Origin of the sequence: Flavobacterium sp. C4GT6, assembly GCF_036347315.1 — a bacterium.
In the GTDB taxonomy this organism is placed as follows: domain Bacteria; phylum Bacteroidota; class Bacteroidia; order Flavobacteriales; family Flavobacteriaceae; genus Flavobacterium.
Window position 1 is genome coordinate 147,002 of sequence record NZ_JAZGZU010000005.1, and the last position, 14,327, is coordinate 161,328.

The window sequence follows — 14,327 nt, forward strand, 5'->3', positions numbered from 1 at the left end:
AACGGGAGCTTTTTTTGCTATGTTGTTTTTTGTTTCTTTTCATTAGCTTCAGCTATATCATCGCTGTCAGGTTTTTCACCATGTTGTTTAAACTGCGCTTCTTTGTCAAACTGTAGGCTTACATTTATAGGGAAATGATCTGAACCGCAGTTATTAAGTCGTTTCATATATACAAATTTAAAGTGCGGAGACGCAAATGCATGGTCTAAAGGAAACCGCATAAAAGGGTAGTGTGCATGGAAGGTGTTAAAGAAACCTCTCCCTATCCTTGGGTCCAGCATACCACTCATTTTTAAAAACAGTTTTGTAGTATAGCTCCATGCTACATCATTTAGATCACCCATTACAATTACCGGAAGTTTACTCTTTTTGCATAAATCTGCTGCAAGCAAAAGTTCCTTATCCCTTTCGGTAGATTGCACGTTTTCGTTAGGTACTGGTGGTGTAGGGTGCAGTGCGTATAACTGAATTTCTTCACCGCTTTGTAATATTACTTTGGTGTGTATAGAGGGTATATCATCCTCAACCATATATTTTACTTCAGTATTTTTAAGCTCCAGTTTTGAGTATAAAATCATTCCATATGTGTTTTCAAGCGGTAGAAGTCTGTTGTAAGGATAAGTTTCTTTTAACTGCAATGTAGCATCAGCCCAAAAATTATCGGTTTCTATAAGTAGTACAATATCAGGATCTGCATTTTTTATTTCTGTAAGGCATCCCCTTGCATTACGGTTTTCCTGATATACGTTTGCAATCACTATATTTATAGTATTAGCTTTGTCTGTGCGTTTGGCTGTAAGCATCTGTTTTTTTGAAAGAGGTGTAAACGGTAATATATGATAAAGCAGGTAAATAATATTAAGAGATATTATAGAAAGTATAATTGCATATTCTATTACCGGGCTATCATAATAAAATATAATTAGGATAATGCAGATAACAGAAAGAGTTAGCTTTTGCAGCCGCGGATAATCAAAAACCCTGAAAGTCCAGTAATCATTTCTTATAAGTGGTATAATGGTGAAGAGGATAATTAAGACTGTAAAAATTATTAAAAAAGCATTCATTTATTATGCGATAAGTTATGTTAAAACACTGAGCTTCTTCAAATATACTTATTTGCTTTTGTAATAAGAGGACTGTTAATTGTAATTTAACTATGTTAATTTTGGGTGTTATAAAGATTATGACAATCTTAAGTGTCTCGTTTTTAGTGTTTTTTATATCAAAATAAAGTGTACCTTTGCACCTTCAAAAAAATAAAAATGGCGTCTATAAGAAACATTGCAATTATTGCTCACGTTGACCACGGTAAGACTACGCTGGTTGACAAAATTATGTACCATTGCCAGTTATTCCGTGAAAACGAGAACACGGGCGACCTGATACTTGATAACAACGACCTGGAACGTGAGAGAGGTATTACCATTACTTCTAAAAACGTATCGGTTAATTACAAGGGAACTAAGATTAACATTATCGATACCCCTGGTCACGCCGACTTTGGCGGTGAGGTAGAGCGTGTACTTAATATGGCCGACGGCGTACTTCTTTTAGTAGACGCCTTTGAAGGACCTATGCCGCAAACACGTTTTGTACTTCAAAAAGCGATTGATCTTGGCCTTAAGCCTTGTGTGGTTATCAATAAGGTAGATAAGGAAAACTGTACTCCTGATGAGGTTCACGAAAAAGTATTCGATCTTATGTTTGAACTTGGTGCAGAAGAATGGCAGCTTGACTTCCCTTCAGTATACGGTTCTGCTAAGCAAAACTGGATGAGTACTGACTGGAAAAACAAAACAGAAAATATAGAGCCACTTCTTGATATGGTTATTGAGCACATACCTGCTCCAAAAGTATCAGAAGGTACTCCGCAATTGCTTATTACTTCACTTGACTTTTCAAGCTTTACAGGACGTATCGCTATCGGTCGTCTTCAAAGAGGTAACCTAACAGAAGGTATGAACATATCTCTTGTTAAGCGTGATGGAAAAGTAGTGAAATCAAAAATAAAAGAATTACATACTTTTGAAGGTCTTGGCCGTAAAAAAGTAGACAGAGTAGAAGCAGGAGATATTTGTGCACTTGTAGGTCTTGAAGGTTTTGAGATTGGTGATACTGTTGCTGATTTTGAAAATCCTGAAGCTCTTGCAACAATTGCAATTGATGAGCCTACAATGAGTATGCTTTTCACTATTAACGATTCGCCATTCTTTGGTAAAGAGGGTAAATTTGTTACTTCTAGGCACATTAAAGAAAGATTAAACAAGGAGCTTGAGAAAAACCTTGCTCTTAGAGTGAATGAAACCGACAGTGCTGATAAGTTTATGGTATTTGGTCGTGGTGTACTTCACTTATCTGTACTTATCGAAACGATGAGAAGAGAGGGTTATGAGCTTCAAATCGGTCAGCCACAGGTTATCATCAAAGAAATTGACGGTGTTAAATGTGAGCCGGTTGAGGAACTTACTATCGACTTACCGGAAAACCTTTCAGGACGTGCAGTTGAGTTTGTAACTGTTCGTAAAGGTGAGATGATTAGTATGGAGCCAAAAGGTGAACGTATGATTGTTAAATTTATCATTCCTTCACGTGGTATTATAGGTTTAAGAAACCAGTTGCTTACTGCTACTGCGGGTGAGGCGATTATGTCACACCGTTTCTTAGAGTACCAACCGTTTAAAGGAGATATACCGGGACGTATTAACGGTTCTCTTATCTCTATGGAAAACGGTAAGGCTATTCCTTACTCTATTGATAAATTACAGGAGCGTGGTAAATTCTTCGTAGATCCTAACGAAGATATTTATGAAGGTCAGGTTATTGGTGAGAACTCTCGTGGAGACGATATGGTTGTAAACGTGACTAAAACCAAAAAGCTTACTAACGTTCGTTCATCCGGTGCAGATGATAAAGCAAGAATTATCCCTGCTATCAAATTCTCTCTTGAGGAGGCACTTGAGTACATCCAGAAAGATGAGTATGTAGAAGTAACGCCTAAGAGCTTACGTTTACGTAAAATCTACCTGAATGAAAATGACAGAAAGCGTTTTAAAATCGCTTAATGATATATAAAAGTAAAGCCCCGCAAATGCGGGGCTTTTTTTATTGGTATATATACTCTGTTTCTTCTATCAGAATATCATTGTGATATTCTTTTCTGTTTGTTGGTAATCCTATATCGTTAAATATATAATCATATTTTTTTACAGATGATATTGGTCCGCTTTCAACAGTTATTTTTGTTAAATATTTATCGGTAATTGAATCTATGTCATCAAGAATATTGTCAGCCATTAAAATATTATTGCTTAAGTACAGGTTGTTTTTATTTCTGTCGTTTAATAATAACCTATTATGAAACTCATCATATTCATAAAGTATAGTATTACTTCCGTTTGTAGTTAATGTGGGATTTTGACCATTATACGTAATAGTATATTCTTCTAAATTTGATACTTGTTTGTATATAAGATTGTCACTGTTTAAGTAAAATGTTGCTGTTGATTCTCCTCCACCATTGACCATTCGTAGAGCTGAGATTGTATTGTCGTTGTTATAAGTGTAATCAGTATTGTATGATTGGCTTCCTCGATATTTTTTAAACGCGATTCTCTCATGTTCATCATAAATATATTCATAAGAATAAATAGGTGTAAAATTATCAGTACCGGTTTTAGTGATTCTAAGAAGGCTTCCGTTTGAATAATACTCGTATTTTGTTTTTCCGATGCGAAAGTTACTATTGTTGTAATGCATTATTTGAGTGATTTTTCCATCAGAATAAGAATAATGTGCTATTTCTGTTCGATTACCGTTACTGTATTTTTGTACAACAACTTCAGTTAGGTTAGATGATAGGTCATCTTTGGAACAAGCTGTAATAAGGGTAACAACACTAAACAGTGCTAATAATTTTTTCATAAGGTTATGGTTGATTAAATTTGTTTTAGTCAAAGATAAAATTATAATTAAAATAATTGTAAGTATTACCTTATCATACTAAAATGTCCTTTAACAACCCTTCCGTCATCAAGGGTAACCACATACCAATAGTCTGTTGAAGGTAACGGTTCACCATTATAGGTGCCGTCCCATCCTTTACTTTTAGGGTCTATACTGGCTAATAGTTTACCATACCTGTCATAAATAAATATGGTACTATTTTGATAGAACTTTAAATTCATACCTATAATGTCCCAGGTGTCGTGAACACCATCTCCGTTTGGAGTAAAGAATTTTGGGATAGAAAGAACAGAGAATTGTTTAAACACGGTACCACATCCGTTTACGTCGGAAACATAAACGGTATGTACCCCTGGTTGTACCCTTTCGAAAAAGTTAGATTCCTGAAACGGACCGTTAGGCATATCTATGCTGTATTCGTAGGTAGTATTAACACCTCCTGTAGGTGTAACATATACAGTTACCGTGTTATTGTCTACAAGATCAACTACATCTACACTTTCTATTTGAGCAACATCAGAAGGTGTTACCGTTATAACCTGAGTTTTTTTACAGCCGTTCTCGTTGGTTAGGGTAACAGCATAAGTACCCGAACGATTTACATGTATTACAGGAGTCGTTTCTCCGGTAGACCATTCGTAGGTGTATTGTGAGCTTGTAATGCCTGAGCTAAGTGTTATGTAGCTGTTAGAGTTAGCGCATATTCTTTCTTCATTAGCGGTATTAATAGCTGGTATAGCCATAGTACTTACCATAAATGATGTTATAGCATAACAACTGGTGTTACTTGTGTTTTGCACACGCGCATATATTATTTGAGGGTCACTACTGTTACTGAAACTATTTGGATTAACCGGGAGGTTTGCATTTTGGGCATTTTCTAATGAATCGTAATAAGTTACCTCATAATTATTAGGGTTTTGATCTCCTAGTATTATTTCGGTGTTGTTGCTTAAAACAAAGTTTTCGGTGCCGTCGTCACTAATATCACAAAGGGTTAGGTTAGGGGCATCATTAGCAACCGGAATGGCTGCTATAGTAACATTTTGTGAAAAAGTAAAATCTTCCCCTGCATAAGTTATGGTAGCAACTACATTATATGTGCCGGGACTGGTGTATGTGTGCGTTGGTATTGTGTCGGCTGAAGTAGGAGAACCATCGCCAAAATCCCAGGATATGGAGTCAAACTCATTGGATACAAGAAGAGTGAATTCTGAAGCTTCACCCAAGCAGGTATTTTCAACCTCAATGCTTGCAAAAAAGTAAGAGGTTATAAAAGGCGGAAGTCCAAAAAAACATTCGGTACCTGCAGGTAAAGTAACGGCATTAGTTTGGTAACCACAGGCTACACCTGTTTCTTCGGGGTTGTTTATCACATCAAGATTTTGTGATGCCACCACTGCTCTGTATATTTTACCATTAGGCCCTAACTGAAGCGTTCCTGATTGCGGAGTGTCTGAAATAAAAATTTCTGAGCCTGGAATATCAGCCGCTTCAAGATTATACTGATAAATTCCGCTAATAACATTTGCTGCATCATAAGATGCATAAAGTTTTTTGCCCGACGGAGAGAACTCAACTCCATAGGGCGATCCATTTTCTTTTATCAATAATGGATTTGAAACTACCCCTGTAGTGTTATTAAAATCATACAGGTATACCATACCGTTTGACTCTGTTCCTCCGGTTTGAGTTCCTGACTGCGTATGTGCTATGGCAAGTTTATTTCCTGTAGGAGATACCTTTAAACATCCTATTGCGTTTCGACGATAACCGGATGTAGGGATTACAGGGGCTAGCTCACTTATTACCGGAGTTTCGTTTACCCCGTTACTATCTATAAAAAAGGCGTAAAACTTATTTATAAAATGGGTTATAACCCAGTATCCGGTTCCTTCGGCATTTTTTACGGCAGTAATTTTTTCAGAACATTTGTATTTTAGTTCTTCAATATTAGTATCGTCATAAGTAACTAAATGTACGTTTCTGGTTGTAACATCGCCTATGCTGCCATTATCTCCCGTTACCGAAAGGTCTACTATAGAGTAATTGAAACCATTGTTTAATCCGTCGTCAGATGCCGGTATATTACTACCATCCTGATAAGGCCCGGGAAAAGGGTTAGGGTAGGTAGCAGCATTTTCATGATGGGGTTCATCAACCGTAAAAATATAATAGATATCAGGGTCGTCTGCCTTTGGTACTATAATGCCCGATTGTGTACTGGAAGGATCTCCTAATAACCCTGTGCCGGCAAGATAATTTGCATTAGGCATAATGACATGGTTACGATCCCAAACGGTACGGCCATCAGTGTAAAAAAGTAAGTTGCCCAGCTCATCTGATATGGAACTACAACCTTCATTGGTTGTCATTTGTCCGTCAGTGAGGGTTTGTACTGTACCGTTGTCTAAAAAGTGCAAACCGGCATTGTTGCCAAAGTACCAGTAGTTAGCTTCTTTTTGGGCAAAAGCATTTAATGATAGAAATAAAAGTAATAGTAAGGTAATTTTTTTCATAGCATAGCCCATATAACGGATTAACGTTAAAGGTTTTATAAAATTACAAAAAAAAATTACCTAACCATGGCAAAATGCCCTTTGATGTTCCTTCCGTCTTCTAATTCAAGTAAAAACCAATAATCAGTTGATGGAAGAGCTTCTCCGTTATACATACCATCCCAGCCTATACTGTCTCCCCAAAAACTACTAACCAGTTTGCCGTAACGGTCAAAAATGGAGATTTTTGATTTTGGGAGGAAGTAAATAAAGTACACCTGCCAGGTTTCGTTAATACCATCTCCGTTTGGTGTAAAGTATTTAGGATAGTTTAAAAGTACCACATCTTCCTGCTCTGTTTTACAGCCGTCTTTTGATCGTATGTATACTTCGTATAACCCCGGAGGGAGACTCCCAAAATAAGGTATATCGGTATAGTTTTCCCCATCCATAGAGTATTCAAAATCTTCCCAGTTCGGAATATCAATAGCGATGGAATTATCATATTGAGTAAAGTCTTCAATTCTTATGGAGTAGTCTATTACCGGTAGTTGTGCGACACTTATGGTAAACGATGTAATGTCGTACCCCAAACAGCCATTGGTGCTTTCAAGCCTCGCCCAAATGGTTTGACCTGTGTAGGGCACACTATTTTGATGTACATCGTTTAAGGGATTAGTTTCATTTTGAGCATCCTGGAGTGAAGGGTAATAAGTAACCTCCCTGTTAGATTCGCCATTTGCTATAAGCTCATCATTAACGCTTAGTATGAATAGCTGTAAACCGTTCATGTGAAGGTCACACTGCCATAAATCGGCAGGTTCGCCTGCTACAATAGGGTTGATGATTTCGATAGTGAAGTTTTGCAACGGACTGTAACAACCTGTTTCCGTATTATAGATTTGCGTATAGATTGTTTGCGGATTGGTAATATTGGCATAAGCCTGCGGATTGACAATTGCATTTCCCGAGTTAAAATCGTCTATACTGGCATAATAGTAATATGCCAAATTGGTTTGCTGTCCCGTAAACATTTCTTCGTGAACGGTAAGGTCAAACGCGTTCGACTGGTCGTCTATACCATCATCATCACACTGACTAAGGTCTAATAATATATCGTTAGGATTATTGAAAACCGGAAGGTTGAGTATACTAATCGTAAAAGATGTTATGCTGAAACACTCACTATCGTTGCTTCTTTCCATTCTTACCCAAATAGTCTCATCGGTATATGGCTGCTGGTTTTGATAAGGTAAATTAAGTGCATTCGTAGCATTAACAGCGTCTTCCTGCGAATTGTAATAGGTTATCTCGGTTGAAGTATCTCCATCCTGTACTAAGGAATCATTTACAGAAAGATCAAACTGTTGTATTCCGTTTTGGTTATCATCACACATAGCAAGATTTTGCGGAGTTCCGGGGCTTACTGTTGATGTACCTATGGAAAAAGCCTGTGTAGTATAACACCCGGTGTCGTTATTGGTCATCCTCACATATATCATTTGCGGATTAGCTGTGCTGAAATAACTTGTAGGATTGCTTATAGGATTATCATTTAGTACATCAGAACCCGAAGCATAGTAGGTGAAAGAAGTATTTGGAGTATTGCCCGAAAAAGACTCTTCATTTATAGTAAGATTAAAGGTGGTGAGTCCGTCATCAGTACCGTCACTATCACAAAGATTAATAGGTATAGGCGGAATTTCAAAGTTATAAACGCTTATGGTAAAAGGAATCAGGTCAAAGCAGTTTTCGTCGACTTTTTCCAGTCTTGCCCATATTGTTTCACTTTCATAGGGAGTGGTGTTTTCATATAAAGGACCAATTGCTCCTATGTCATTTTCGGCATCCTGCATAGAGGTATAATAACTTACAGAAGCATTAGGGGTATTACCAATAATACCGGCATCGTTAACCGTGAGGTCAAACTCCCGTATACCGTTTTGATTATCGTCACAAAGTGTAATGTCTTCAGCATCTCCGCTAATAACAGGTATATCAAGATTAAAGGTTTGTATATCATAACACCCCGTAACCGGATTTGTCATTCTAAGATATACTGTTGTTACAGGAGTACCACATGTAAACGATTGCGGATTAGTCATGGGATTTTCTCCTGTAATCATATCATTCATACTGATATGATAGGTAAGCTCAACATCGGTTTGTGTACCTATAAACATATCCTGATATACGGTAAGATCAAAAACAGCCATTTGGTCATACACTCCGTCATCACCATCACACTGGGTTAACCCAAGCGGAATGTCGTTTGGGTTGTCAAAATAAGGTACTTCATGAAAAGTGGCTGTACCAGTCCATTCTATAGAGAAGTTACTAAAACCGTGTGGTCTGTCTACCACTAAGTAATAAATTTCATCATCTTCAACATCGACCCATTGTATGAATCCGTTTCCGTCTGAACTAGGACCTTCAGATACGTCAATCTCGGTTTCGTTCATTCCGGTTGTATTGTAATCAAGGCCTGCCTGTAATGGGTTAGTGGTAGAACACCTTATAGGATCGCCAAGGTTACCGCATTCAAGATTAGGTCCAAAAAGCCAAAAATCAAAATCAACAACAAGATCATCTATTTCTTCGGGAGTAAGTACAAAACCCAGTGTACCGCCGTCTTTTATCTGGATTTTAAACCAAACACTAAAGTGCTCTTCACTATGACAATCGTTAGTAGCAGTACTTAGTTCTACTATATTACCTACTCCTCCTGCACTAAGCCCATAATAATCCATACCGCCACAAACAATTATGGCTTCGGGGCAGTCACTTTGTCCCCAAACAGAAATATTAAAAAAAAGGAGTAATAAATATATAAATCTCAATTTCACAGCAGCAATGTTAAGGTTTTTGTAAATTTATATAAAATTTATAAAACCTCCTTGCTGTTACTTTTATAAATCTCTCTTTTTCAAAATATTATATGATAATGTTATAAATATGGCAGTCCATGCTAAAACTATAACAATTTCATACCAGTGTACACCGTAAAAACGTACTTCACCAACACCGCTAACCTGATTTTCTATGGCATTATAAGTTTTAAATCTTGTAATGGGTTCTTTCATCATGTTATACATGGACTCTAAAGGCATAAAACCTATAGCCGTTTCCAGCGTCTTGTTGTTTCCAAATACATATTTAAACAAGGAAAAGTGTATAATTTTCTCTATTACATACCACACTGCTATAAAACCAATAGCAAAAGCCGAACGCTTTATTAATACGCCTGCAAATAAACAGAATGAAAAGAAAGCAACCAGTTTTAAAAAGTAAGATGGTATATAAAATAAATCAGAGAATACTATTGAAGCTTCTGTGTAAGAAGAAAAGCTGTAGCCTAATATAATGGTAATCGTAAATACAAAAAGCGTAGATACTGCCGAGAATAGTAAAACCGTAAGCATTTTTGAGGTGAGGAATTCCTTTTTACTCAATCCGTCAATAAGGTTTTGTTTCAGGGTTCCATAAGTGTATTCGTTAGACATCATGGAAACAATAACCAAGGCAAGGAAAATTTTAAGTAGCCCGGCAAAAAAGAAGTTAAAATGCCAAATGTAAGGGAAATCAAATATTCCCTGATCGGCAAGTTTTATTTCCTGTCCAAAAAGGGTTAGCTTAATACTTGACATCAAAGCCAAAAAGCTTAACAGTACGAAATAAGTTATGATGAGTACTTTACTGGATCTGTTTTTCCAAAGTTTTTGCAATTCTATATTTAAAAGTCGTTTCATAGTGGCGGTTTATTTTGCAGATGAGGTTAACTGGATAAATTGTTCTTCAAGGCTGTATTGTCGCTTAACTAAGTGACTTAGATAAATACCCTGTGCTGTTAGGTATTTATTTAGATTGTCAGCCTCAAGGGATTCTTTAAGGTAAACGATAAGTTTACTTTCGTTTTCTTCAATTTTATCGATAGCCGGGTGTTGCTGTAAAATAGTTTTTAGCGTTTGGTTATCGTTAGCCTGAAGTTCAAAAAAGCCTTCGTTTGAAATCATTCCATTAACGGTACCTGTATAAAGTACAACCCCTTTTCTAAGTACTACAACATGCGAACATACCTTTTCTACTTCATCGAGCAGGTGAGAGGCCAGTAGTATGGTGGTGCCCAGTGAGGCAATATGCCTAATAATATCCCTTATTTGTCGTATTCCCTGTGGGTCAAGTCCGTTTGTGGGTTCATCAAGTATTAGTATTTCAGGGTCATTAAGCAGGGCACTGGCTATTGCCAGCCTTTGCTTCATACCCAGAGAATAGGTTTTAAATTTGCTGTCTTTTCTTTCCAGTAATCCTACCAGCTCCAGCTTTTCATCAATTTTTTCCAACGGAGCCCCTTTAATGCCGCATACCAGCTTAAGGTTTTCGTAAGCTGTCATGTAAGGGTAAAAGTTAGGTCTTTCAATAATAGCTCCCACTTTTTTAAGGGCATCATGTGTTTCAAGGTCACCATTAAACCAGCTATAGCTGCCCGATGTTTTGTTTACAACATTAAGGATGATACCCAAAGTGGTAGATTTTCCGCTTCCGTTAGGACCTAATATCCCGTAAACATTTCCTTTTTTTATTTCAAAGGAAACATTGTTTACCGCATGTACATGGCGAAATTTTTTGTGAAGATTGTTGATGGTTAGTATGGTTTCCAAAAGCTTGTTGTTTTAGGTTACTGTGACAATATGACGAACCTTATAAGGTTTTGTTACCAATTTAAATAAAATTTTCAGGAAAAAGTAAATTAGTTAATTATAAGGTACCACCTCAGGTTTGCCAATCTGGAAATCAGGCAGCATAATGTCGTTGTTTTTAAAGCTATTGGTTTTGAATATGTTATCACCATTGCCCGGTATATTAGGGAAATAGGCAAACGATAACTGAAAGCTGCTAAATACAAGGTAGTCGTTAGTTATAAGCAGGCCTACACCAAACTTACTGTAAAACTTGCTTTCGTATAGTTTATTGTATTCGTCACCAATTACACCAACGGTAATATTGGCAAACGGATTTAAACGAAAACCAAGTACCTCCCAAGGGGCGTAACTTTGGGTTTGTAGTGTTAATATGAATTTTTTAGTACCCAGTGGCGTTGTGCTATCAAAACCCTGTATCCCTGTGTCATCGCCAAGATTAAGCCGATCTTTAAGGAAAGGCATCCTGTTATCACCAAAAACAACGCGGGGTTGTATAAAATGCCTGAAACGCCAGTTGCCCCATTCTTTCATATTAGTAAAGTAAAGCAGGTCAAACCGTAGTGTGGTCTGTTCGGTTTTATCCCTGTAGAAAAAAGATCCCAGTTCGGTACTAAGGCTTAAAAAGCCCCACTTAAAGTAGTTACCTATGGCATACCGCCCGCCCAGATAAATACGGTTTTCTCCGTTTTTTGCCTGGGTACCTCCGGTAATGGAGTAGGTGCGTCCAATTGGTATATCTTCTACAATATCATAATTGAAGAGAAACTTATCCTGAACGAATTTTCTTGAGGTTAAACCAATACTGGCCAAATAAAGCCTTTCGTTGGAGTAATACCCAACCGAGTCGTATGCAATAGTAGGTTTTTCTTTGTACCGCCTGTTGTTAAAACCTGCGGTCACTACAAGGTTTGTAGTACGGTCTTCTTCGGTAAAGCCTTTAAATATCTTGAAGGAGTAACCACCCCAAAATTCCTTATAGTCAGATTTCATATTCTGCATGGCATATACATTCTGTACATCGGGGAGGGAATCCCTAACCAGTTTTTCTTCCAGATAAATACCACCTGCCCAGCGGGTGTAAGCAGAGAAGAACTCTCTTTGCAGCCCAAAACTTTTAAGATAGCTTTCATCAGTATGTATCCTGTAGGTAAGCTGACCCTGCATGTAGGTATTAAGAATGTTAGGTACTGTATATTGGCCCAAATAGGCTGTTTGACCTGTGTTAAGTTCCTTGTCAAATTCATTGCGGAACTCATGCCCAAGCCCGAAGAAATTTCTTTCGGTAACCTCAAATGAAGTTTTTGAGGATGATGCCGAACCATTCGGTATAAGGCTCCAGGAGTCCAGTACTCTTACCACTACATCTATAGAGTCTTTTGTGCCTTCAATAGGTATGGCATTTATAATTACCCTACGGGTATAGCGTTGCGAACGTATTAAACGCTCGGTTTCTGCTACGATTAAAGTGTCCAGTCGTTCTTTTTCTTTAAACAGCAGCAGGTTTTTTATAGTCATTTGCTTTGTTTTAAGGTGCACACCATTACCAAAGCGTTCGGCCCAGTTTCTCGGTCTTCTGGCAGTATCGGTTATAGAATACCCAAAAGGATCGAGTGTTATTATTTTTATTTTTCTAATTACTTTGTCACTGTATTTGGTATAACGATCCTGCATTTCGGGAGCATTTTCTCTGGTTTTTTTACGGGTGCCCGATGCTTCCTGTTCGCGTACAGGTCTAAATATAAGCTTGTGCAAAAACTTGGTAAACTTTCTTTTTTTAGAATAGTTCTGTATGTTTTTGTACATCTCGTCCCGTTTTTGTTTTATGGTGTCGTTTAATTGGGGTACAGAGTCTTGGACAGGAGTGACCTGTGCAGCCATAGGGACAGCCACAAAGAGTAAGGTTAATAATATGAGGAACCGTAATGTTTTGGTCATTTCCTGCGAAAAGCTTTACAAATCGTAAGTTATAAAATTAAACTATAAGAAAACGCTAAATTAAGGGAGTATAGCGCGTTTTACCATTCATTTAACACAATAAAAAAAGAGGCTCAGGGCCTCTTTTTAGTATGCTTAAGCTAAGTAGTTTAGCTTTTTTGTTCTTTGTTAAAGTAAACAAGGTAGTAGTACATTTGTTTTTCCTCGTCCCATCCTTTTTCCACAAACTTTTCGGCACTTTCAGGATTTACAAAATCCATTTTAATCTGGATGTTAGTATCCAGGTTAATTACGTTCTTTATTTTCTTACGTGCATCGGTTACTGCTGAGTTAGCAATAGGGAAGGTAGTAACATCTTCAATACTGTATTTCGGTGCTTTTTCTACCTTGTAGTTTTTGAATTCAGGAATAAGGTCCGGGTTATCAATTACCTCGTTAAGGAAAGCCGTTTCTTCAAACTCGTCGTTTTTAGCGAAGTAGTTTACAGAACGGTTCATGAACATAACCTCTTCTTTTTTGTCTTCTGCCGGAAGTACTACATCTTTAGCAAAATCCTGACAGAATTTAAGGTACTTTTTAGTAACGAAGTTCTCGTCCTGGAAAGCATCTACCGAAAGGAAATGCTCCAACCAGTAACGGGCATCATACCTGTTACTGTCTATGGTTAATATTTTATAACCTTCTTCTTTTTTATAATTGAAAACAATACAACCCTTATCCAGCTTATTAAGGTTAATACCCTGCTGAAGTACTATATCAAGGTTACTGCTTTTTTCTTCAAACTGAAGGAAATCGGTTTTAATCTCACTTTTAAATATACCTACGGCATCTACCGTATTGTTATCTATAGACAAGTTAGTTAGGTAAGTCACATATACCTCTCCGTTTTTAATGTGCGGGTGGTTTGACTGATCAAAAAGATGCTTGGTTATTTTTTTAGAAACCTCGTGAGCATTACTCGGGTCGGTAAACATTTCGGTTACCAGGTTGTACATATCGTGGTAATCTAAATCTACCTCGTGTGCAAACTGGAAATAGTTTTCCTCTTTTTCCCTAAAAGGTTTAAAGAAGTACTCCTTTAAAAGCGGAGCAATCTCATCATTTAGGTTATAAGGCTGTTCTGATAAAAAGATAGCCTCATTACGGCTTTTGTTTCCTACCCTGTGTACAGAAAGGGTTTCAATGTGAGTATTAAAAAGGTTTATCATGGTGTAAAGATGCTTAGTTT

At 37.3% G+C, this 14,327-nt stretch carries 9 protein-coding genes; 1 reads left to right on the forward strand and 8 read right to left on the reverse strand.

Translation table 11 applies throughout. From position 1 onward, the window contains the following. Positions 1 to 17: 17 nt before the first annotated feature. Positions 18 to 1,067 carry an endonuclease/exonuclease/phosphatase family protein gene (locus tag V3Z67_RS08360; protein WP_330442864.1) on the reverse strand — a complete coding sequence of 350 codons (1,050 nt, stop codon included), beginning with the start codon at positions 1,065 to 1,067 and terminating at the stop codon, positions 18 to 20. 198 nt (positions 1,068 to 1,265) lie between these two features. On the opposite strand from V3Z67_RS08360, the gene typA reads away from it, so the two are divergent. After that, the gene (typA, locus tag V3Z67_RS08365; RefSeq protein ID WP_330442865.1) at positions 1,266 to 3,065 is read left to right on the forward strand and encodes a translational GTPase TypA; all 1,800 of its coding nucleotides are present in this window, start codon (positions 1,266 to 1,268) and stop codon (positions 3,063 to 3,065) included. A gap of 40 nt (positions 3,066 to 3,105) precedes the next feature. Here the strand turns inward: typA and V3Z67_RS08370 are convergent, their stop codons facing one another. The 7 genes from V3Z67_RS08370 to V3Z67_RS08400 all read right to left on the reverse strand — a co-directional run bounded on the left by V3Z67_RS08370 (position 3,106) and on the right by V3Z67_RS08400 (position 14,307). Next, positions 3,106 to 3,924, reverse strand: coding sequence for a hypothetical protein (locus tag V3Z67_RS08370; RefSeq protein WP_330442866.1), 819 nt, complete (start codon positions 3,922 to 3,924; stop codon positions 3,106 to 3,108). A 65-nt stretch (positions 3,925 to 3,989) separates the two neighbouring features. Further along, on the reverse strand, positions 3,990 to 6,485 hold the full coding sequence (locus V3Z67_RS08375) for a T9SS type B sorting domain-containing protein (RefSeq protein WP_330442867.1): 2,496 nt from the start codon (positions 6,483 to 6,485) through the stop codon (positions 3,990 to 3,992). A gap of 56 nt (positions 6,486 to 6,541) precedes the next feature. Beyond that, positions 6,542 to 9,310 (reverse strand): T9SS type B sorting domain-containing protein, encoded by a 2,769-nt coding sequence (locus tag V3Z67_RS08380; RefSeq protein WP_330442868.1) that lies wholly within the window; start codon positions 9,308 to 9,310, stop codon positions 6,542 to 6,544. Between the two features lie 63 nt (positions 9,311 to 9,373). After that, entirely contained in the window at positions 9,374 to 10,213 is an 840-nt protein-coding gene (locus V3Z67_RS08385; RefSeq protein ID WP_330442869.1) for an ABC transporter permease subunit, read from the reverse strand. A gap of 9 nt (positions 10,214 to 10,222) precedes the next feature. Beyond that, a complete protein-coding gene (locus tag V3Z67_RS08390; RefSeq protein ID WP_330442870.1) occupies positions 10,223 to 11,122 on the reverse strand; it encodes an ABC transporter ATP-binding protein in 900 nt (299 codons plus the stop codon). A gap of 93 nt (positions 11,123 to 11,215) precedes the next feature. Beyond that, positions 11,216 to 13,099, reverse strand: a complete 1,884-nt coding sequence (locus tag V3Z67_RS08395) for a hypothetical protein (RefSeq protein WP_330442871.1) — start codon at positions 13,097 to 13,099, stop codon at positions 11,216 to 11,218. Positions 13,100 to 13,248: 149 nt separating this feature from the next. Continuing rightward, positions 13,249 to 14,307: a nucleoid-associated protein gene (locus V3Z67_RS08400; protein ID WP_330442872.1), complete on the reverse strand. Its 1,059-nt coding sequence runs from the start codon at positions 14,305 to 14,307 to the stop codon at positions 13,249 to 13,251. Between the last annotated feature and the right edge of the window lie 20 nt (positions 14,308 to 14,327).